This window comes from Sphingobacterium sp. xlx-130 (genome assembly GCF_011007405.1).
In the GTDB taxonomy this organism is placed as follows: Bacteria; Bacteroidota; Bacteroidia; order Sphingobacteriales; family Sphingobacteriaceae; genus Sphingobacterium; species Sphingobacterium luzhongxinii.
This window is the reverse complement of the sequence record NZ_WFKN01000005.1, coordinates 290,414-311,773: the sequence shown is the minus strand read 5'-3', so window position 1 is coordinate 311,773 and position 21,360 is coordinate 290,414. Positions and strand designations below refer to the sequence as shown.

Sequence of the window (21,360 nt, the reverse complement as noted above, 5' to 3'; positions counted from 1 at the left end):
TTAAAAGGTTTCGTTTCCTCTTCTCTCGAGTGATAACTTTATTTGGGATACGGTATTGATCGCTTCCTGAAGGTCGAATTGAAGGTCCTCATGTAGTCCCGAAATATTGTTGAGGGTAACTTTGATCCGTGCTTCGATATATTTATGTAGCTTTTCAGCAACCTGTAGATGACTTTTTTCGTACAGTTTAGGATATCGATGGTAAGGCTCAGTCAAAATGTATAATCTTGATTCTGTCGCGCTAAACCTATCCTTAGTTACTTTCTCGTGCTCATTGATTAGGCCGCTTGCTTGTCTTAGGATATTGTTGAGTGTTTTGTAATTCGAAAATATTCCTACGTTAGACAGTTTATTGGCGGTATCAAGGAAGAGGTTTTCAAGTTTTGTCTTCAAGAGTTCAATCCTGTTTTCGAGATCATACTCATTTTCTAACAGTTGATAATGCAATTGTTTCAATAACATTTTGTCTTTCCCGATGAGCCGTACGAGGAGCTTGTCTTTTTCTTTTTGTGAAAGATTTAGTACGGCTGATTTTAGTTCTGGATCTTTATGTAGAGACATCCTGTAAAATTAAGTAATGTAATTGAATTTAAGTTGTTGAAAGTTTGCCGTAGGTCTATGAAGGAAGATTTAACTTCAATTTTTTTAGTATGCTATTCGCGAATTTGTAGCTTTTTATCTATGTTTGAGTAATTAATACATCGAGATACCCTATAACAAAATGCTGAAAACGAAGATCGATGCAACGTAAGTCATACTTTTTTTATCTATTTCTTTTTTTTATAATCGCTGTAACACTTTTTTCTTGTGATGGTAAACATAAGAGAAAAGAATTTGTTGATTATAGCGAGTCAATTGTCCGGTCGCTGCTGGCTAAGACCGAGGATCTGGCGATGGATGCCGTAGAGTCGGAAGACTTTTTGAAAGCTCTGACGGAACGTTTTGGGAAGGATTCTTCCGCATATGTTGCATATTACAGTATTTTAGGAAATATCAGTGCGAAGCAATTTGACCTGTTAAATCCACGTAGTGAATCGTACTACCTAAGGGCGATAAAGCTTGCTGAAAGCGAAGATCTGCCTGTAATGAAGATATGGAGCTTGGTCAATTATGGGTATTATTTTTATACTTTTAGACAGCCAGACGAGGCACTGCCGTTATTTATGGAGGCCGCTTTTTTGATTGATAAATTGGGCGAAGATCACGTAATATTACCGGAAGACACTTTTCGGAAATTAGGATTCTTTTTTGGTACACTAGGAAATCATGAAGACGCTATCTCTTATCTGAAGAAGGGTGATCAATATGCGACTTTAATCACACAGCGGCAACGTGCAATGTTGTTAGATAATTTAGGGCTATATCATTTGTACAGTCATGATACAACAGCGGCGCTTAATTATTTTTTACAGGCAGAATCTTTAGCGACTAGTGCGAAAGACTATGTTAGGTACGGGAAGGTTTTGGGAAATATAGCGCTTGTCCATATGGGGCGAGGTATGTACCCTGAGGCGTTGGCATTGATAAATCGAGATCTTTTTTATTCAATAGCAAATAAAAGCGATCAAAACACGATGTACGCACGTATTCTAAAAGCCAAGATTCTGATGAAGATGGATAGTATATCTAGCGCGGGTGTTATGCTGGACAAGGCTGAGGAATATGCAAGTGCTAAGATTTATTTGAAGAAAGACATTTTAGAAATTGAACGGTTAAAGTTGGAAATAGCTTGTGTAAAGGGTGATGAGCAGGAAGAATTGTTGATTCGTAGAAAGCTAGAAATGTTGGAAGAGGTCGTGGCGGGATTAGACGGAGAGCTCAATCTTTTACGGAATAAATGGCAAGTTGATAAGGAGAAGAATCAAAAGGCACTTATTGAGCTGGAATCTAACTACCAATCGGAGCGATTTAAGTTTTTTATGTTTGCTGCTGTTGTTTTGTTTGTAGGATTAGGTTTATTTGTTTTTCTATCTCATTTGAGACGGCAGTCAAAGGCCCGTGTTTTGGCATATGAGAAAAAGGTTGTCGAATTGCAATTGAAAAAAATAACCTCAGATAAAAATCTATTGGTAGCTAACGAAACATTGGCTTCTTATAAAGAATACTTAACTGAAAAAAATCGACAGATTGACGATTTACAGCAGGCAATCAGAGGTATCGCAGACTCGGAGTCGCATTATTTGGAGAGGGAAAAAAGATTGTTGCAAGAGCTTTTGGATTCCCATCTCTTGACAGAGGAAAGCTGGGCAAGCTTTAGAAGGTCATTTGATGCAAATTATCCCAACTTTTATTTAAATTTGAGACATGATTTTCCGGAACTTACGGAGTCAAATATGAGATACCTAATCTTATCAAAGTTGGGGCTTTCTATTACGGAAATATCTAATTTATTAGGGGTATCGGCAGAGTCCGTCAAAAAGAGTAGACAGCGGTTAAAGAAAAAGATTGGAGATCGGTTCAAAGAGTTTGAGCAGGCTTTGTATAGCTAGTTATTCTTTTAAACGCACTTATCCATAAAAAATACCATTGAATAGATTAAATATACCATTTATAGTGGTATTATTGGTGTATTTTTGTGTATGGTAAAACGGGTTCCTATAATCGAGCAATGTACGGTGTCAAGTGGCGTCAATGTCGATGTTACGGTTGAACGTTTGTCAGATTACCTTGTGCGGAACGAAAATCTTATTTTTCCGCATCGGCACAATTTTTATCACTTTTTGTTGTTTACCGAAGGAAGCGGGCAGCATACCATCGATTTTGAAGTGTTTGATATTGAGGCGTGGCAAATTTACTTTATGTCGCCTGGGCAGATCCATACGTGGGGATTTGAAGGTGATATGCAAGGGTATGTAGTGAATTTTGATAAGGATTTTTTTAAAACGATGTTAATCAATCCCGATTACCTGTCACTTTTTTCTTTTTTTTCCGGTCTTGTTAAGGATGAGGTTTTTGTCATTGAAGAAAGTAAACGAGAGCTAGTCAATAGTGTGCTAGAAAAGATGTTGGGGTATCAAGTGGATAAAGGTCTTGTTTCTACTTCACTACTTTATCTGTTTCATTTATTGGAACAGGGTAAAGAGCGTAGTACAACTTTTGAAGCGAATAAGTATAATCACACGCTGCTGCGTAACTTTTTACAATTGATCGAGTTAAACTATAAAGAGTTAAGGTTGCCAAAGGATTACGCTGCGTTGTTGTATATTACTCCCAATCATTTAAATGCGCTATGTAAGGAGTTGTTGGGGGTGTCGGCAGGAGAGGTCATAAGGAATCGGATTATTCTTGAGGCCAAGAGGCTTTTGGTTATAAGAGATTTTTCCATCGCTGAGATAGCGTATGACTTAAATTTTAATGACAACTCTTATTTTACTAAGTTTTTTAAAAAGATAGAGGGGGTTACACCTGAAGAATTTAGAAAGAAAAATTATAATTATGAAAAATAATAAAGAGATTATGAGAGAATATAACCTTCCAAGTGAATTAAAAAGTGCCGTTGCGGGAAAATGTCCTCGGTGTCGAAAAGGAGATATGTTTAATGCTCCTTTATTCAGTTTTAAATCACGCAAAATGCGTAGTCACTGTCCACATTGTGGATTAAAATTTGAGAAGGAGCCTGGTTATTTTTACGTAGCTATGTATGTAAGTTATGTTTTTGTGGTGGCAGAACTAGTTACAGCTTGTGTCGCGACTTATATTTTTACGAGGGAGTTAGAATCGCCGTGGCTTTACCTTGTTGTTGCGATTCTGACGGCTATTGTTATGGCACCATTCAATTATCGTTATTCTAGAGTTGTATTGATGTACTGGCTGACCCCTCAATTTAAGTTTAGGGAAGAATTTTTTCTGCGCGAAAAGTCAGAATAACTACGTAGATAGGAGGTCGTCTCAAAGTGTAGACTTTGCAGTCTTTTCGACTTTATCGTCATATCGACCCTAGTGGAGATATCTAGAAGCTATATATTAACCCTATACAGTTCATAGACCTCTCCACAAGGTCGAGCTGACGTTTGCTTTGCGGCCTTTAAGACATCCTCTTGTTTTAAATAATAGGATTGTCTTTGAGGTATTTTTCCCATTCCCAAGCTGAAGACATCATTTCGTCAATGCCTAGTTCAGCGGTCCAATTTAGTTCTTTGGTAGATTTGGTGACATCGCCCCAGACTTTAATAATATCCCCTTCTCTCCTTGGGCCGAATTCATAATTCAGTTTTTGTCCTGAAGCTTTTTCAAATGCTGATATAGCTTCTAACACAGAGTACCCATTTCCTGTTCCTACGTTAAACACATCGTATTTGCCATTTGGATTACCTTTCTTTAACAAACCGATCGCTGCGACATGTGCTTTAGCCAAGTCCACTACATGGATATAGTCTCTTATGCACGAACCATCTGCGGTATCATAATCATTGCCAAATACCGTCAACTTTTCACGTTTTCCTATAGCTGTTTGTGTGATAAAAGGCAATAGATTTTGAGGTACACCGTTAGGTAGTTCTCCAATTAAGGCTGAATTATGTGCGCCTACAGGATTAAAATATCTTAATGCAATGATATTATAATTGTTATAGGCCGTAGCAGTTTCTACTAATATTTCTTCAGCGATCTGTTTCGTGTTTCCGTAAGGAGACGTAGCTTTTTTAACAGGTGCACTTTCTGTAACAGGCAAGTTGTCTGGCTCTCCATACACGGTACAGCTGGATGAAAACACGAAGTTGATCGGTTTTTCTTTGTATGCATTTAAGATGTTAATCAATGAGAAGAAATTGTTGTAATAGTATTTCAATGGGTCTGCAACAGACTCACCAACAGCCTTTGATGCGGCAAAATGTATTACACCACGGATATCCGGCTGACTGGTGATGAAATCACGTGTTGCCTTTTCATCGCATAGATCTAGTTGATGGAATTCAGGTTTTATACCGATGATACGTTCAATTTGATCCAATATCTTAATGTTCGAATTGGAAAGATTATCTACTATTATGGGGGTGTATCCAGCATTGAAAAGCTCAACAACGGTGTGTGATCCTATGTATCCAGTACCACCTGTCACTAATATTTTGTCCATATATTTTGATTTTTATTCTCTTCTGAAAGAATATTTTTAAAGTATGTAATTGATTTAACCAGTCCCTCTTTTAGGCTGACCTCTGGTGTCCAACTTAGTATCCTTTTTGCTAAAGAAATATCTGGCTGCCTTCTTTTGGGGTCATCTTCCGGAAGAGATTCAAATACGATAGTAGAGGTGCTCTCTGTTAAGGTGATGATCTCTTTGGCAAGTTCTATTACGGTAAGTTCTTCGGGGGTGCCAATATTTACTGGATAATGGTAGTCAGAAAGCAAGAGTCTGTAGATACCCTCTACCTGATCCGAAATATAGCAAAACGAACGGGTTTGTTCGCCATTGCCAAAGACGGTAATGTTTTCGCCTCGGAGTGCCTGATTGATGAATGTAGGTAGTGCTCGGCCGTCGTTAAGCCTCATGCGGGGACCGTAAGTATTGAAAATGCGGACGATTCTAGTGTCTAAACCGTGAAAATTATGATAAGCCATGGTCATCGCTTCTTGAAATCGCTTTGCCTCGTCATATACGCCGCGTGGCCCGACAGGATTTACGTTGCCCCAGTAGTCTTCTGGTTGAGGAGATACTAAGGGGTCACCGTATACTTCGGAAGTGGATGCGACAAGTATTTTTGCCTTTTTGTCTTTAGCGAGTCCCAAGAGATTATGCGTGCCTAACGACCCTACTTTTAGCGTCTGTATGGGTATACGGAGATAGTCTATTGGGCTTGCTGGTGAGGCGAAATGAAGGATATAATCTAATTGACCTGGTACGTGGACAAATTTAGATACATCATGGTGAAAAAACTCGAAATTCTCTAATCCGAATAAGTGTTCTATGTTCTGAAGACTACCTGTGATTAGATTATCCATCCCGATGACATGAAAATCTTCCTGTATAAAACGGTCACATAGATGCGATCCTAAAAATCCCGCTGCACCTGTAATTAATATTCTTTTTCGGACGTTCACCTGCACGTTGTTTCGAATTAGAAAAGGTTTAATATCTTTGACGAAGATAAGTATTATTTCACAATATGCGAGTGTTATACGATTTAGGAATTGGGGCTTACGGTATGATCTTGCGCCTTGTAGCGCTATTTCATCCCAAGGCTAGGTTATGGGTCGAAGGGCGAAAAGGAGGGCTGGATGTTATAGAACAAACGATTGAAAATGGGCGAAAACATATTTGGTTCCACTTTGCTTCCTTAGGAGAATTCGAGCAAGGACGAGCCGTTTTGGAGCAGATAAAAAAAAGATATCCACAGGAAAAAATTGTAATAACTTTTTTCTCTCCATCCGGATTTGAGATACGAAAGAATACGAATTTGGCAGATTATGTGTTTTATCTTCCTGAAGACACTCGGAGAAATGCCCGACGTTTCGTGTCTATCGTTAAACCTAAGTTTGCGGTATTTACAAAGTATGAATATTGGTATCACTACTTTACCGAGTTAAAGCGTCAGGATGTCCGGTTATTGATGATATCGGCAATATTTCGGGAACAGCAGTTATTTTTCAAACCTTATGGCGGCTTTTATAGGACTATACTTAAAAAAGTCTCTTTTTTCTTCACACAGAATATGGATTCTGTGCATATGTTAAAGTGGATTGGCGTTACAAATTCGGGCCTGGCTGGAGATACACGTTTTGATAGGGTGGTTGAATTGCCTAGACAGCATCAATCCGTAAAATATATGGACGATTTTATAGGAAAGGCTAAGGTTATTGTGGCAGGGAGTACCTGGCCGAAAGATGAAGTTCTTTTACAGCGTTTGATACAAAACATAAACGGCTGGAAAATAGTATTGGCACCACATGAAATCAATAAGTCACATATAGATGAAATCTGTAGTTTGTTTCCTAATAGTATCCGATATTCCGAGTTTGAAACATATAGTACACAACAGGTAAATGAGTCTCCAGTTTTAGTGGTCGATAACATTGGCCTGCTATCTTCGTTATACTATTATGCGGATATAGCTTATGTTGGAGGAGGGTTTGGTGCAGGTATTCATAATACGCTAGAAGCTGTTACCTATGGTAAGCCGGTTGTTTTTGGTCCTAACTATGAGAAATTTCAAGAAGCCGTCGATTTAGTAACATTAATGGTGGGTTTTTCTGTTTCAAACTATGATGAATTGTATCAGGTGTGCCGTATTTTGCAAGATGAAGGAAGGAGAGATGCGATCGGGGATGCCGGGATAGAATATGTCAAGCAGCGAGCAGGGGCGACTCAGATTATTATGAAATATCTAGAGACAGAAGGGCTTTTAGGAAAATAATAAGAGGCTGCCCCGAAAGACAGCCTCGATTTATTAAAAAATTGAAAATTGGACGTTGTTAATAGTAGGTGTATCTTCTTACACCTGCTATATGGCGAGCTAAGCGCATCACTTGATGTGTATAGCCATATTCATTGTCATACCATATGTAAAGGTTGACATGTTTTCCATCTGCTGCGACGATTGTTGCAGGAGCATCTACGACAGAAGATGCTGATGTGCCTATGATATCGGAAGATACCAGCTCTTCGTTGTCAGAATATTTTACTTGTTCAACCAAGCTGCCGTATAGCGCACTTTCTTTCAAAACAGAATTGAGTTCTTCTACCGTTGTTTTTTTGCTGATTTCAAGGTTTAAAATGGCGAGGGAGCCATTTGGAACAGGCACACGTATGGCATTGGATGTTAGTTTCCCGGTAAGTTCGGGTAGGACTTTAGCTACTGCAGATCCTGCCCCAGTTTCTGTTATCACCATGTTTAGAGCAGCTGCCCGACCTCTACGGTTTTTTCGGTGCATGTTGTCTACCAAATTCTGGTCATTGGTATAGGAGTGAATTGTCTCTATATGGCCATGTTTAATGCCGAATCTGTTCTGTATGATTTCTAAAATCGGAGAGATGGCATTGGTTGTACATGAAGCGGCAGAGAAAATAGCAGAATTTTCAACGTCAATCATGTCGTTGTTGACACCATATACGATATTAGGTACTCCTTTTCCAGGAGCTGTTAACAATACCTGAGCTGCTCCAACAGAGGACAAGTGTCTAGCGAGTTCATTGTTGTCTCTAAACGCACCCGTATTGTCTATTATGAGTGCATTATCGATGTCGTACTTGGTATAGTCAATTTCCTCGGGGTTTTTTGCCGAAATTATATATACGGTAGCTCCGTTGATGATTAATGCTCCTTTTGTTTCGTCTACTTCTACGACACCTTCGAAATCGCCATGTATGGAATCATTTTGTAATAATGTAGCTCTCTTTTGAAGGGTCTGGATGTCTACGTTGTCTCTTGTTACAATGGCACGTAGCCTTAGTTGGTGTCCCGCACCAGCCTTGCTGATTAATTCGCGGGCTAGTAATCGGCCAATTCTGCCAAATCCATAGAGTACAACGTCTCTTGGTTCAAACGTTTTGTGCTCTTGGGCAGAAAGCAATTCTTTTTTTATAAAGTAAAGGATGTTTTCCTCGTCGATGTTTTGATTACGGACTTCTAAAGCTAATTTTCCAATGTCTAAACGTGAAGGTGCTAGCTTTAAATGTTGCATCGATTCAGCGATCTGTAAAGTCTCAAAAATGCTTATTGGACTGTCCGAAAGCGCTTTTGATTCTTGATGTAATGTCAGGATGCGGCTTACCCGACGGTCAAAAAGTTGGTTGCGGAAAAAGACCAATTCAATGGAATGATTATACCATAGGTTGCTGACAATCTCTATAAGTTTAACGGCAGCGTTTTGTTTACTTTTATAACTTTTGATCTCGGATTCAAAAGTTGATTTTTGTACCATAATTTTGTTATAATTATTATGCCGCAAAAATAGGAGATAAATAACGTAAAAGTAGAATGTTTTTGAATAATTGATAAAAATTCAAATGCTGTATAGTGTTATTTTTTTGAATTTTTAATATTTAGGCGCTTTTGTTGTCGATTATTTAAAAAAATGTGTTTCGTTAGTAAGGGGGATATTTGTTTTTATTCTATTTGTCAATTAAAAAGAGTTCAGATGCGATCAAATCGGCGAAAAGTTTTCCTTTATTGCTTAGCTTATAGCAACCATCTTGATCCAATTTTATTTTCTCCTGCTCTATAAAAGGTTGTACTTCATGGAGTAAATGTGTTTGATAATCTGTGCCGAACATTTGCTGTACTTTATAGGGATCGACACCCCACATTGTTCGTAGAGAAGTCATGATATATTCATTGTATTGCTCATGAAGTGTGAGTGTTTCAACTTCTTGATTAATTTCTCCTTCTTGGATAGCGGCGATATATTTCGCATTGTTTGCGATATTCCAGCTCCGGGAGTTACCATTGTAAGAGTGGGCTGAAGGGCCTATACCTAAATAATGTTTGCCTTTCCAGTAACTTGTGTTGTGTTTGGCGTAATGGTCTTTTTTAGCAAAATTAGAAATCTCGTAATGCTCATAGTTATTACCTGTTAGCGTGTCGATCAACATGTTCATTTGTTCTTCTGCCTGTTCTTCAAGGATAGCAGGGGTCTTCCCCATTTTGATCTGATGGGCCAATGCTGTTTTGTTTTCGACGGTCATTGCATACGACGAGATGTGTGGAACAGCTAAGCCGACTAATTTGTTCATGTTTGACATCCACTTTTCGTTGGATAGCAAGGGGTATCCATAGATGAGGTCGCAGGTGATGTTCTCAAAACCAGCATCTTGTACTCTCTTGATACAGGCGTCGGCTTCCTGTGCATTGTGTGCTCTATTCATCCAGGTAAGATCTTCTTCAAAGAAGGATTGTATACCTATACTGAATCTATTGATTGAAGAGGTTTTTAATGCTTTTGTTTTTTGAGCGGTAAGGTCATCCGGGTTGGCCTCTAGTGTGATTTCCGCTAGCGGGTCTATATCGTAATGTCGAGCTACTTGATCTATTAGTCGTTGGATGTCGGATGCATCGAGAATGGATGGTGTACCCCCACCAAAATAGATGGAGGTTATCTTTTTGCTATCCAGATAGTCCGAACGTAAGCCCAGTTCTTTTTCCAAAGCAAGCAACATTTCCTCTTTGTATTTTAGGGAGGTCGAGAAATGGAAGTCACAATAGTGACAGGCTTGCTTGCAGAATGGAATATGAAAATAGATCATTTTTGAGTCTTGAATAGACAAAGGTAGTTAAAATGTGATTCATTGGGTATTTTATAGGTGAAAGTACAGCACGCTAGATAGTGTATAGATAGTATGATGAAGGTAGTTCTGAGGGAGGTGTGTGTGGATAGTGCGGGGGGGCTCCGACTTAGACTTGTGCTCATCACGGACTCAGTGGCTTTTAAGTTAGGTTTGTTGGTAGATTGCACGTGTATTGTGATCTAATATACCTATTATTTAGCGGTATATAACAGGTTGCTTAGGTAAATAAATAAGGGGTTGATTTTTTTGAGACAACCCCTTATTTATGTACAAAGTTTTACTTTTAGTTATGGTCACAATAATTGTCGCTAGCTTCAATGTCCGCTAAGCGCTGCGTGGGATCTATCCAAATTTTGGACGGCACTTTGTCTACAGGAACTTTGTAGGTCGGTATTGTCCAGTTCCAATCTGTTAATACGGTTCTTTTTACATTATGGTAGATGCTGTAGTCTTCAGCAGGTTTTTCGCCGCGCATCTCTCGTAGCGGGATGTAGAATAGTTCTTTGGAACCATCTTTGTACTCGACTAATACATCTATCGGCATAGCCAGATTGGATTTGTTTTTTAAGGTAATTGCGTTGTCAGTAACCTCTTGAATAGCGTAATCAATCTGGCGCGTGGTGTTTACAAAAAGATTAAAATACCATTTCAAATTAATCCCTGAAATCTCTTCGGCGACGCGCTTGAAGTCATTCGGTGTTGGATGTTTGAATTTCCATACCTCATAGAATTTCAAAAATGTTTTTTCTAAGTTAGATTTTCCGATGATATACCCTAATTGTTCGGCCAATACAGCGCCTTTATTGTATGCTTGATTGCTGTAGGCGTAGTTGGAATTGTAATAGTCTGCTAATAAGCTCATGGGTTCTTCTTTCCCAGATAAGGCTAGTTTGTAATATGCCCGGTAGGCATCGATCATCGGGTTGGTTTCCAAAGCTCCTTTTTTGTAGAATAATTGTTGCATACCGAGTTCTTCTACGTAACTGGTGAATCCCTCGTCGAACCACTCGTCTACGGTCTCATTGATACCGAATAAATGTTGGTACCAAGAATGGGCTGCTTCATGAAAGATAACACCTACTAAGCTTTTTATATTTCTGCCTCCGGTGACCAGCGTTGCTGTGCCGTATTCCATTCCTCCATCTCCTCCTTGTACGATGGTGTAAGTAGGCCATGGATAAGGGCCAAATTTCTTTCCGCTCAAATCAAAGAAATCTGCGGCAAGTTGAAGAGCTTGTTTCCAGTTGCTTTTAATAGAATCATTCGTCGGAATATAAACGGTGTACAGTTTGACACCTGTTTGGCTTTGTATGGAATCAACAATAAATTTGGGGTCGGCAGCCCATACAAAATCATGTATGTTTTCGGCTTTGTAGTGCCAGGTAGCTTTATTGTTTTGTGCGCTTACTTTTGCTTTTTTCTTATAGCCTTTTACCTCGTTTGGGTTTTGCAATACGCCGGAGGCGCCAACGATGTAGTTTTTATTCAATTGAATGGATACATCAAAGTTGCCAAAAGGAGCCACGAATTCGCGTGCCACGTACTCGTCCAAATGCCAGCCGAATTCGTCAAAGTGTGCCATTTTCGGGTACCATTGTGCCATTGATAGCGCTACACCTTCTTTTGAGTTGCGACCACTCCGTCTAATCTGTTCGGGTACCTGAGCTGTCCATGTCAAATCAAATGTTGCGGTAGTGCCGTCTGTAAGAGCGGAGGGAAGTGTTACTTCTAATACTGTTCCGTCGTTTTTGAAATGGGTATTAATACCATTAAAGGTTAGGGTTTTTATCTTTTGATAGCCAATTTGTTCTGGTTTTAGTTTAGCGATACGGCTTTCCCATTTCGGGTTTTCTTTGGTGCCTAGATTTGTGGCCATCCTGCTATCTGGGTCAGAGATATTGGATAGTCTGTAGTCCATCATGCTTTGCGGCTGGAAGGCATTGAAATACAGATGAAAATATACTTTTGAAAGACTTTGGCCAGAGTTGTTGGTATACTTCAGCGTCATTTGTCCATCGTACTGATAGTTTTTTTCATCAACATCGACGTATATTTTATAATCAACTTTTTGCTGCCAATAGCCTTTGCGTTGAGCGAAAGACGAATGGATGCATACGAAAGATATTAGTAGTAAAAGGTATAGTTTTAATTTCATATATATATATAATTATTTCATGAGCTCACAAGCTCGGTTTGATTTTCAGTTGCCATTATCTTGTCCCGATTCATCGGGATGGAATATCCAAACTATATTATGCACACTTTGTTGCAATTGGTGTGCATGCTGCTTCGCGGTCATTGGTGTTTGTGCAGTTCTGCTACATGGATATTTCATAGTTCAAACATACAAAAACAGATGTTAATTATAATGCCTGTGCTTTGAAAATTGAGTAATGATAATAGGGAGTACGACTAAAACTTGAAATACTCAATCTGGCTTTCTAACATTGCCTGATGGAGTAAGAGGTTGTCGTCGTCGTCCTGAAATAGTTTGTTACGCCAATATCTAGTAGGACTCTTCTTTCGTAAATAGATGACATATAAATTGCCTCCGGATCGGGTTAGGCTTCGGATGTGGTCTATGTCTATGATAGGGTATGTTAGCGTTTTGTCTGCGAAGCTCACCGTTAGGCTTTCTTCGTTTAGTGTCCATGTTGATGGATGTTGGCTTATTTTTACGGATACATACAAGATAATAGGAATTGTAAATAGTACAATGACGATCTTATATATTTCTGGAAGAGGGATATAGGAGCTTGCTCCACCGAAAATAAATAGAAGGGCAAAAAAGCAAAACATATATTTGCCTCTGTGCAATGTATTGATACGAAATGTTTGATTCATCAAACAAAGATAAAAACTTTAACGGGGCTGTCAGATCCTTTTTTGACAGCCCCGTAAGAAGATTAAAGTTTAAAGTATTTTTCTGGATTTATTTTTTTGTCGTTTTTCAATATTTCATAATGTAGATGGGGGCCTGTACTTCGACCAGTGCTACCTAATAGACCTATGATTTTACCTGCATCGATAGTTTGTCCTTGTTTTACTTTGGTTCTGGAAAGATGCGCATAACGTGTTTCGTATCCATTCTTATGTTTTACTTTAACGACGTACCCATAATCTCCATCATACCCAGCAAAGGTAACTTTGCCTGTTGCAGTAGCCTTGATCGGATCTCCCGTCTTTCCTTTTAGGTCTACGCCGGAATGCATCTCTCTTCCTCTGTTTGTGAATGGGTTGGATCTATAACCAAATTTGGATGTTACTTTGCCGTTGTGGGGTATGCCAATTGGTATATTAGATAGCTTTTTGTCAAGATCCTTTAATGCCTCTTCATAATATTCACTCAAAAGATCTATGTTTTCTTCGTCAATCTCGATAGGACCGCCTGCATTTTGTAATGCGATGGTTTTTAGTCCTCGGTTTTTCATTTTCTCATTAATACGCTCGAGTGTCGAGTCGATCTTGTTGAATGATTTTTTAGCTTCGATTATATCTTTGTCTGTTTCATCTTTTTTTAATGCCAATTGACGGTTCTTTTTATTTACTTGATCAAGGGTGGCTTCGTACTTGGAGCTTAAGTCTTTTTCTTGCTTGTTTGATAAGTATAATACGGATCCTAAAGAAGCAACGATAAGAACTAGTACAGATAGGGCTATGTTTTTCCAGTGTTTTACGATCAGTGTGGGGACTTGCAGGCTTTTGTCTTTATATCCCTCTATGCAAATCAATACAGATGATTTTTTCTTTAACATGTTTTCAACTTTTATTGTGTCTTACATACGGTGCCTGCAAAAGTACAGATTATGTGCTTAAGTATCAATTTGTTGTTGTTGATTTTCAATATGTTATTGTTAAAGTTTGTTAAAAATGTTCATTTTTGTAGCATGTCATTTGCAAATAAACTGATTGTATGGTACCGGGCTGAAGGTCGGGATTTACCCTGGAGGAAGACCGAAGATCCTTATATTATTTGGTTGTCGGAGGTTATTCTGCAACAAACCAGAGTGGAGCAGGGGCTTCCGTATTTTTACACTTTTGTTGAGCATTTTCCCTCTGTTTTAGAGTTTGCTAAAGCGAGTGAGGACGAACTATTGAGGCTTTGGCAGGGCTTAGGTTATTATTCGCGTGCCCGTAATATGCACAAGGCAGCAAAAATTATTGCTGATAACTTCAATGGTGAATTTCCTCGGCGATATGAGGATTTGTTGCGCTTGCCGGGGATCGGTGAGTATACTGCCGCTGCTATCTCTTCTTTTTCTGCTGGTGAACGGAAGGCCGTGTTGGATGGCAATGTATTTCGCGTGTTGTCCCGGGTATTTGGGATAGCAACTCCCATTAATACCACAGAGGGGAAAAAGCTATTTCAACAACTTGCCCAAGAATTGATTAGTGAAACTGATCCGGGAATCTATAATCATGCGATAATGGATTTTGGTGCTACCGTGTGCAAACCAAAAGCACCTTTATGTCAGGAATGTGTTTTACAGGGTGAGTGTGCGGCTTTTGAAGAAGATCTTATAACGATGTTGCCTGTAAAGATTAAGGGGAAAAAATCTAGAAATCGATATTTTAATTATTTTATAGTCGAAGAGGAGGGAACGGTGTTAATGGCCAAGCGTGGCGGCGAAGATGTATGGGCCAATTTGTATGAATTTCCACTTATCGAATCAAAAGAAGATATAAATCTGGAAGAGCTGATCAATGGAGATGAGTATCGTAAATATTTCGGAAATACAGTGGCAGAGCCAATTGGTGGCATGGTAAAACATGTCCTGAGCCATCAAAATATCTACGCTCGTTTTTACAGAGTTGACGGTTTAGGTGAACTTTTGAAAAAAAAAGATTCCTGGGATTACTTTTTGTTAGAAAATTTGGATAAATTAGCTAAGCATAAACTTATTTTTTCTTTTATTAATAAGTATTTATAAGACTAAATCAAATTCCTAAATTATATGTCTAGTGTTAACAAAGTTATTTTAGTAGGTCATCTGGGTAAAGATCCTGAATTACGTTATTTAGAAGGTAATGTTAGTGTTGCGAGTTTTCCGCTTGCCACTTCTGAAACCTTTAATAAAGATGGTAAAAAAGTAGAGCAAACGGAGTGGCATAATGTGGTCATGTGGAGGGGACTTGCGGATGTAGCGGCAAAATACCTTACCAAAGGTCGTCTGGTATACATTGAAGGAAAGCTTCGAACCCGATCTTATGAGGATAAAGAGGGTGTACGTCGGTATACTACAGAGATTGTGGCAGAAAGTTTTAATATTTTAGGTCGACGTTCTGATTTTGAAGCAACTACTAATACGCAGACTGCTGCTGGTACGACGACAACTGGCCAAACACAGGAACAACAGGTCGATTTTACGGAGAATAATGAAGAAGAAGACGGGTTACCGTTTTAAACTATGAAATAATAGAGAAAGGGGTTCTTGAAATTTTATTTTTTGCCGTATCTTTGGCTTTATGTTGCAAGATAAAATAAAGCAGTATACCGAAGAGATTGAGCAGTTTATTCCAAGCTCGGCAGCCGATGTTGAAGCATTTAGGTTGAAGTTTTTAGTTTCTAAGGGTATAGTAAAGAGTTTATTTGAAGAGTTCAAGACGGTTTCTACTGAAGAGAAACGTGTGCTGGGGAAGGTCTTGAATGAGTTCAAACAATTAGCGGAAGGAAAATTTGAGGAGTCACAAAGTCAATTTCAGCAATCGACCAATGCTTTAAAGCGAGTGGAGGGTGATTTGACCCTGCCGGGCGAAGGTCTGGAACTGGGATCGAGACACCCATTGTCTTTAGTGCGTAAAGAAATTGTTGAGATTTTTAAAAAGCTCGGTTTTGTTGTTTCTGAGGGACCAGAGATCGAAGATGATTGGCATAATTTTTCAGCTTTGAATTTTCCGCCAGAGCATCCTGCCCGTGATATGCAAGATACTTTTTTTATTAAGAAACAGGAAGGAAACGATATTGCGCTACGTACACATACCTCGTCTGTTCAGGTTCGTATGATGGAGGCGGGTAAGCCCCCTTTTCGTGCTATTATGCCAGGACGTGTTTATAGAAATGAAGCTATTTCTGCCCGAGCACATTGCTTTTTTCATCAGGTTGAGGGATTGTATGTCGATGAAAATGTTTCGTTTGCAGATTTGAAACAGACACTTTTTCATTTTGTTCAGGAGCTTTATGGTGAGGGTACAAAAGTACGATTCCGTCCTTCTTACTTCCCGTTTACGGAGCCTTCTGCTGAGATGGATATTTCGTGTACTATATGTAAAGGCGCTGGATGCAACTTGTGTAAAGGCTCAGGCTGGGTTGAAATTTTAGGATGTGGGATGGTCGATCCAAACGTATTGGAAAACTGCGGTATTGATAGTAAAAAATACAGTGGGTTTGCTTTCGGGATGGGCATAGAACGTGTCACTAATTTAAAGTATGAAATTAAGGATTTACGTCTTTTCTCTGAGAATGATAGTCGTTTCTTAGCACAGTTTGAAACGGAAATTATATAATGAAGCGGGTTGGTGTCTATATTGCATTCATTCTGGCTTTAACGCTACTTGGAGGGTGTGGAGGTAATGGGTGCAATGTGGTGCCAAATATAACTGTACGGGAAGGTTTTTCGCAAGGATCTCATCCAAACTTGTTTGCCGCTTTTGGATCTGGATATCTCTCTGGAGGAGTTTGTGGCTTAATCGTTTACAATAAAGGGGATGGTTTTGTTGCCTATGATCGATGTAGTACAGTTAATCCCGAGCAACGAAATGCCTTAGAATTGGTTGGAGCCAATATTGTGAGTGATCCCGTGAGTGGAGCTAAATGGGATTTGACCAATGGATTTCCAATGAGCATAGCTGAGTGCCCGTTAAAACCGTATCGAGTCGGAGTTTTTGGTGGTTCATATTTGGTTACAAATTAGCCTATGAATCAAGAAGAACAAGTGTATACCATAAAACGAGCCGCACGGGAGCTTTTTCGTAAGTATGGTTATAACAAGACAAGTGTCAATGAGTTGGCTAAACAGTCGAACATTTCAAAAGTAACCTTCTACAAGTATTTTCCTTCCAAAGAATCTATTCTTCATGAGGTTTTGATGGATTATATCCGCGAGAATGTGGAGGATATTCTGAATTCTGGCGTACGGGAAAAAGATCTTCCTACATTTTTAGCAAATACAATATTAAGGGTGAGCCGTGTGACGTATACTGTCTGTAATGAGTTTGTGGGGTGGGAATTTATACGTGAATCTACAAATGCTCAGGAGTATTTAAAGATTTTATCCGATGATTTGGAGTTTCTTTTGTTGAGTTCGTTTATTAAAAATGAAACGATCGGAAGTACTATTGCAGAAGAAAAGTTGACATTTTTGATAAAGACCAGTAAAAATATTGTCTTTTCTTTTGCTTTTACGGCTGTGACAGAGGCCGATGTTAAGAAGAATTTTATCTCTTTCCAAAAGGAGATTCTTCCTTATTTGGTGCAGGCGACCCTCGCCTAATTGTTTGTATCAAAGGATTCAGGTGTATTTATTAGTTGTTGTCCTGTATTGCAGGATAGTGGTAATTTGCTGTTAAAAATGTATTTTTGCAAGTATATGGGAAGAAGAATACCGCAAGAAAAAAGAAATTTGAGTAATGTCGAAATTTTCGATATTGCAGAGGAGGGAAAAGGTGTGGCTAGGCACGATGATTTAGTGCTGTTTATAGAAAAGGCTATACCTGGGGATGTGGTGAATGTTGAGTTGCAACGCAAGAAAAAGAGTTTTGCGGAGGGGCGTGTTACAGAGATCTTAACATCGTCACCTTATCGTATAGAGCCATTTTGCCCTCACTTTGGAGTTTGCGGCGGTTGTAAATGGCAACATATGGAATATGATGCTCAACTGAAATTTAAACAACAATCGGTACACAATGCCTTGTCTCGTATAGGTAAGGTGGATGCTACTTCAATGGAGCCTATTTTGGGTTCTGCACAAACAATGTATTATCGCAATAAGCTGGAGTTTACTTTTTCAAACAAGCGTTGGTTGACCAATAAGGATGAAGAGGTAGATACGAATGATATGGATGCCTTAGGTTTTCACGTACCAGGGCGTTTTGACAAAATTCTTGATATAGAACATTGTTTTTTACAAGAAGATCCATCGAATCAACTGCGTAACGCTGTCCGAAATTACGCTGTTGAAAAGCAGATTTCGTTTTATGATCTCCGTATGCATGAGGGTGCGCTGCGTAATCTCATTATAAGGACTTCGTCTACGGGGGAAGTTATGGTTATTGTTGTTTTTGCCTATCCAGAGGAAGGGCAGGTTGAGTTGTTGATGGAGTATATCGCTTCTCAATTCCCTGAAATTGTGTCTTTGCTTTATATTATCAATCAGAAAAAGAACGACACGATTTTTGACCAGGATATTCATGTGTTTCGTGGGAGGGACTTTATTTATGAGGAGATGGAGGGCTTGAAGTTTAAGGTCGGGCCAAAATCTTTTTATCAAACTAATTCTCGTCAGGCTTATGAGCTGTATAAGATTACGAGAGAATTTGCCGATCTTAAAGGAACAGAGTTAGTTTATGATTTGTATACTGGGGCAGGCACGATTGCTAATTTTGTTGCGAAAAATGCAAGGGAAGTAGTAGGTGTTGAGTATGTGCCTACGGCAATTGAAGATGCGAAGGTCAACTCGGCAATTAATGATATTCATAATACGAAGTTTTTTGCGGGAGATATGAAGGATGTATTGACCACTGATTTTATTGCTGTGCACGGTAAGCCTGATGTGGTTATTACTGATCCTCCTCGGGCAGGAATGCATGCCGATGTCGTGAAACGTATTTTAGAAATGGAAGCGCCAAAGGTTGTCTATGTTAGTTGTAATGCTGCTACGCAGGCTCGCGACCTAGAGATGCTTAGTGTGAAATATGATGTGACTCGTATCAAGCCGGTGGATATGTTCCCGCAGACACAACATGTAGAGAATGTCGTTTTATTAATGTTAAAATAGTAACGTATGGATTTAAAAGATCTTTTTAAAGGACATCCTGAGCATGAAAATACGCAAAATGCATCTCAGCCAAGTCCATTGCAAAGTTTAAAAGTGGATTTGGATTTCTATAGCGATTCTATAAAAGAGATATCGAACGAAATGATCGCAGAGGGTTATACGCAGTATCCGATATTTGTAGCACATCAACATGAGGTTAATATTGGGGAGGTAATTTTGGATCGTACTGAACTTGACACAAATTGGACAATAAATGCAAGTTCGCTAGAAGAGCTTGTTGATAAAAATGTGATTCAGGAAGAGCGACGGGCTTATTTTGAGAAAAACTTTAAGAAAGCAAGTGAGTTTATGTGTCTGTTTGTAGTGGTACCAGAGGGAGCAAATTTTGTTTTTTACCCATTTAAGTAGTTTTTTACTTTAATACTTTTTAACATTCTCTAGTCTGATATTTGTTTACATTAGTGTCAATGATTAAGTTTTTTATCAAAACCGCAATTTTATTTTCTGTTTTGTTCTTTTTTGTTCAAAAGGGATCTGCGCAGCTTACGGATCTACCGAAGGTGTCTGGTTTGGTCTTGGAAAAGAGCACGGGCCTTCGGTTGGCAGATGTTAACGTGGTTAACTTGAAGTCGAATAAGAAGGTTACTTCCAATAACTTTGGGGTATTTTATATAGAAGCGATGGTTGGTGATAGTCTTTCTATTTCAAAAGTGGGATACGGCTCTTTGAAACTTGTATTGTATACACTGGATGATGTTGTGCTGGAAATGCAGCCGGGAATGCAGATCGAAACAGTAATTGTGGCGAGAAAGACAAGACAGCAAGAAATGGAGGATATACTGAAAGATTATGAGAAGAAAGGTATTTATAATGGAGGAAAAAATAAGGTTGGAACATATTTAAATAGTCCTGCGACAGCATTGTATAATCTTTTTGGGAGGGAGGCGAAGAATATGAAGCGATTTGAAAAGTATATGAATCGTGAAGTAAATGAAATTGCTGTGGATCGGATTTTTACCAAAGATATTGTTAGTGAACATACGGGGTTAGAGGGGGAGTCACTTCAAAATTTTATGGAGATTTATAGACCTTCTTATGAGCTTTCCAAAAACTGGGGACAATATGATTTGTTAAATTACATTGCCAAATCTCTTAAGTCGTGGGACGAACAAGGAAGGCCTGCTCCTGTCAAACTACCAAAACTAGAGATTCCTCCACAAAATTAACTAAAGGACAGCTTAATCAAGTCAGGTTGATGATTAAAAACGACTTTTGGCATTTGCTTTGTTTAGTAGTCAAAAGGATATATAGAAACATTATTTGTAAAGTTATGAAAATGAATAAGAAATTAGCAGTATATGGTCTTTCGTTGGCTACATCTGCAATGTTGTTAGGTAGCTGTTCGACGATTCAAAATGCTAATAATACAACCAAAGGCGGTGCTATCGGCACAGCAGCTGGCGCTGGTTTAGGGGCATTGATCGGTGGTAAAGCAGGTAACACAGCGATTGGAGCTATTGCTGGAGCGGTGATTGGTGGTGCTGCGGGGGCTTTGATCGGTAATAAGATGGACAAACAGGCGAAAGAGATCGAGAATACAGTAGCAGGAGCACAAGTTGAGCAGGTTGGAGAAGCTATTTTAGTGAAATTTGATTCCGGAATTTTGTTTGATTTTAATAAATCGACATTAAAGGGCGATGCAAAGACAAATATTGCCAAGCTTGTAGAGACTTTAAATAAAGAACCTAATACAGAAATTTTAGTTATTGGTCATACGGACAATGTAGGTACTTTGGCTGCAAATGATAAAGTTTCTAATGACCGCGCTAGATCTGTAAAAGAATACGCTGTTTCACAAGGGCTGTCTGCTGCGCGTATCTCTACCGAAGGGAAGAACTATTCTGAGCCAATTGCTTCTAATGATACAGAAGCCGGACGTGCTCAAAATCGCCGCGTGGAAATTGTAATCACTGCAGGAAAAAAAATGCAAGAAGAAGCAAAAAGACAAGCAGGACAGTAATTTGAGCTATTTTTTTGATTAAGATATGAGGCTTTCCGAATAGGGAAGCCTTTTTTTTCGAAAGTGTCCGTATTATTGATTTGTTTTCACTGTTTATGGCATCAATGAGTTTAATTGTGCAGTTCAAT

Annotated in this window: 21 protein-coding genes; 13 read left to right on the top strand and 8 right to left on the bottom strand. The window is 38.9% G+C overall.

Going from position 1 to position 21,360, the window contains the following annotated elements; all coding sequences use genetic code 11:
- Positions 1–561, bottom strand: coding sequence for a hypothetical protein (locus tag G7B18_RS10220; RefSeq protein ID WP_164109667.1), 561 nt, complete (start codon positions 559–561; stop codon positions 1–3).
- A 179-nt stretch (positions 562–740) separates the two neighbouring features.
- On the opposite strand from G7B18_RS10220, the gene G7B18_RS10215 reads away from it, so the two are divergent.
- The 3 genes from G7B18_RS10215 to G7B18_RS10205 all read left to right on the top strand — a co-directional run bounded on the left by G7B18_RS10215 (position 741) and on the right by G7B18_RS10205 (position 3,867).
- The gene (locus tag G7B18_RS10215) at positions 741–2,489 is read left to right on the top strand and encodes a tetratricopeptide repeat protein (RefSeq protein WP_164109664.1); all 1,749 of its coding nucleotides are present in this window, start codon (positions 741–743) and stop codon (positions 2,487–2,489) included.
- Between the two features lie 90 nt (positions 2,490–2,579).
- Positions 2,580–3,446, top strand: coding sequence for a helix-turn-helix domain-containing protein (locus G7B18_RS10210; RefSeq protein WP_164109662.1), 867 nt, complete (start codon positions 2,580–2,582; stop codon positions 3,444–3,446).
- Positions 3,436–3,867, top strand: coding sequence for a DUF983 domain-containing protein (locus G7B18_RS10205; RefSeq protein WP_164109660.1), 432 nt, complete (start codon positions 3,436–3,438; stop codon positions 3,865–3,867). The genes G7B18_RS10210 and G7B18_RS10205 overlap by 11 nt, the downstream gene beginning before the upstream one ends.
- Before the next feature lie 175 nt (positions 3,868–4,042).
- Here the strand turns inward: G7B18_RS10205 and galE are convergent, their stop codons facing one another.
- A complete protein-coding gene (galE, locus tag G7B18_RS10200) occupies positions 4,043–5,071 on the bottom strand; it encodes a UDP-glucose 4-epimerase GalE (RefSeq protein WP_164109659.1) in 1,029 nt (342 codons plus the stop codon).
- Positions 5,056–6,036 carry a UDP-glucuronic acid decarboxylase family protein gene (locus G7B18_RS10195; protein WP_240452826.1) on the bottom strand — a complete coding sequence of 327 codons (981 nt, stop codon included), beginning with the start codon at positions 6,034–6,036 and terminating at the stop codon, positions 5,056–5,058. Before G7B18_RS10195 ends, galE begins: the two co-directional genes overlap by 16 nt.
- A gap of 65 nt (positions 6,037–6,101) precedes the next feature.
- On the opposite strand from G7B18_RS10195, the gene G7B18_RS10190 reads away from it, so the two are divergent.
- Positions 6,102–7,349 (top strand): 3-deoxy-D-manno-octulosonic acid transferase, encoded by a 1,248-nt coding sequence (locus G7B18_RS10190; RefSeq protein WP_164109655.1) that lies wholly within the window; start codon positions 6,102–6,104, stop codon positions 7,347–7,349.
- Between the two features lie 58 nt (positions 7,350–7,407).
- Here the strand turns inward: G7B18_RS10190 and G7B18_RS10185 are convergent, their stop codons facing one another.
- From G7B18_RS10185 to G7B18_RS10165, 5 genes are all read right to left on the bottom strand, one after another.
- Entirely contained in the window at positions 7,408–8,856 is a 1,449-nt protein-coding gene (locus G7B18_RS10185) for a glyceraldehyde-3-phosphate dehydrogenase (protein ID WP_164109653.1), read from the bottom strand.
- Positions 8,857–9,046: 190 nt separating this feature from the next.
- On the bottom strand, positions 9,047–10,177 hold the full coding sequence (hemW, locus tag G7B18_RS10180) for a radical SAM family heme chaperone HemW (protein ID WP_164109651.1): 1,131 nt from the start codon (positions 10,175–10,177) through the stop codon (positions 9,047–9,049).
- A gap of 325 nt (positions 10,178–10,502) precedes the next feature.
- A complete protein-coding gene (locus G7B18_RS10175; RefSeq protein WP_164122487.1) occupies positions 10,503–12,374 on the bottom strand; it encodes a M1 family metallopeptidase in 1,872 nt (623 codons plus the stop codon).
- 257 nt (positions 12,375–12,631) lie between these two features.
- A complete protein-coding gene (locus G7B18_RS10170; RefSeq protein WP_164109645.1) occupies positions 12,632–13,063 on the bottom strand; it encodes a hypothetical protein in 432 nt (143 codons plus the stop codon).
- Between the two features lie 62 nt (positions 13,064–13,125).
- Entirely contained in the window at positions 13,126–13,974 is an 849-nt protein-coding gene (locus G7B18_RS10165; protein ID WP_164109643.1) for a M23 family metallopeptidase, read from the bottom strand.
- A 132-nt stretch (positions 13,975–14,106) separates the two neighbouring features.
- Between G7B18_RS10165 and mutY the strand changes: the two genes are divergently transcribed.
- The 9 genes from mutY (at position 14,107) to G7B18_RS10120 (ending at position 21,232) form a co-directional block, all read left to right on the top strand.
- Positions 14,107–15,150: an A/G-specific adenine glycosylase gene (gene mutY, locus G7B18_RS10160; protein ID WP_164109640.1), complete on the top strand. Its 1,044-nt coding sequence runs from the start codon at positions 14,107–14,109 to the stop codon at positions 15,148–15,150.
- A gap of 24 nt (positions 15,151–15,174) precedes the next feature.
- Positions 15,175–15,624: a single-stranded DNA-binding protein gene (locus tag G7B18_RS10155; protein WP_164122486.1), complete on the top strand. Its 450-nt coding sequence runs from the start codon at positions 15,175–15,177 to the stop codon at positions 15,622–15,624.
- Between the two features lie 61 nt (positions 15,625–15,685).
- Positions 15,686–16,723, top strand: a complete 1,038-nt coding sequence (gene pheS / locus G7B18_RS10150; protein WP_164109636.1) for a phenylalanine--tRNA ligase subunit alpha — start codon at positions 15,686–15,688, stop codon at positions 16,721–16,723.
- Positions 16,723–17,130, top strand: a complete 408-nt coding sequence (locus G7B18_RS10145; RefSeq protein WP_164122484.1) for a hypothetical protein — start codon at positions 16,723–16,725, stop codon at positions 17,128–17,130. The genes pheS and G7B18_RS10145 overlap by 1 nt, the downstream gene beginning before the upstream one ends.
- Before the next feature lie 3 nt (positions 17,131–17,133).
- Positions 17,134–17,709 (top strand): TetR/AcrR family transcriptional regulator, encoded by a 576-nt coding sequence (locus G7B18_RS10140; RefSeq protein ID WP_164109631.1) that lies wholly within the window; start codon positions 17,134–17,136, stop codon positions 17,707–17,709.
- A gap of 96 nt (positions 17,710–17,805) precedes the next feature.
- Positions 17,806–19,212: a 23S rRNA (uracil(1939)-C(5))-methyltransferase RlmD gene (gene rlmD, locus G7B18_RS10135; RefSeq protein WP_164109629.1), complete on the top strand. Its 1,407-nt coding sequence runs from the start codon at positions 17,806–17,808 to the stop codon at positions 19,210–19,212.
- A 6-nt stretch (positions 19,213–19,218) separates the two neighbouring features.
- The gene (locus tag G7B18_RS10130; protein WP_164109627.1) at positions 19,219–19,620 is read left to right on the top strand and encodes a hypothetical protein; all 402 of its coding nucleotides are present in this window, start codon (positions 19,219–19,221) and stop codon (positions 19,618–19,620) included.
- A gap of 59 nt (positions 19,621–19,679) precedes the next feature.
- Positions 19,680–20,438 (top strand): hypothetical protein, encoded by a 759-nt coding sequence (locus G7B18_RS10125; RefSeq protein ID WP_164109625.1) that lies wholly within the window; start codon positions 19,680–19,682, stop codon positions 20,436–20,438.
- A gap of 104 nt (positions 20,439–20,542) precedes the next feature.
- On the top strand, positions 20,543–21,232 hold the full coding sequence (locus G7B18_RS10120; protein ID WP_164109623.1) for an OmpA family protein: 690 nt from the start codon (positions 20,543–20,545) through the stop codon (positions 21,230–21,232).
- Positions 21,233–21,360 lie beyond the last annotated feature (128 nt).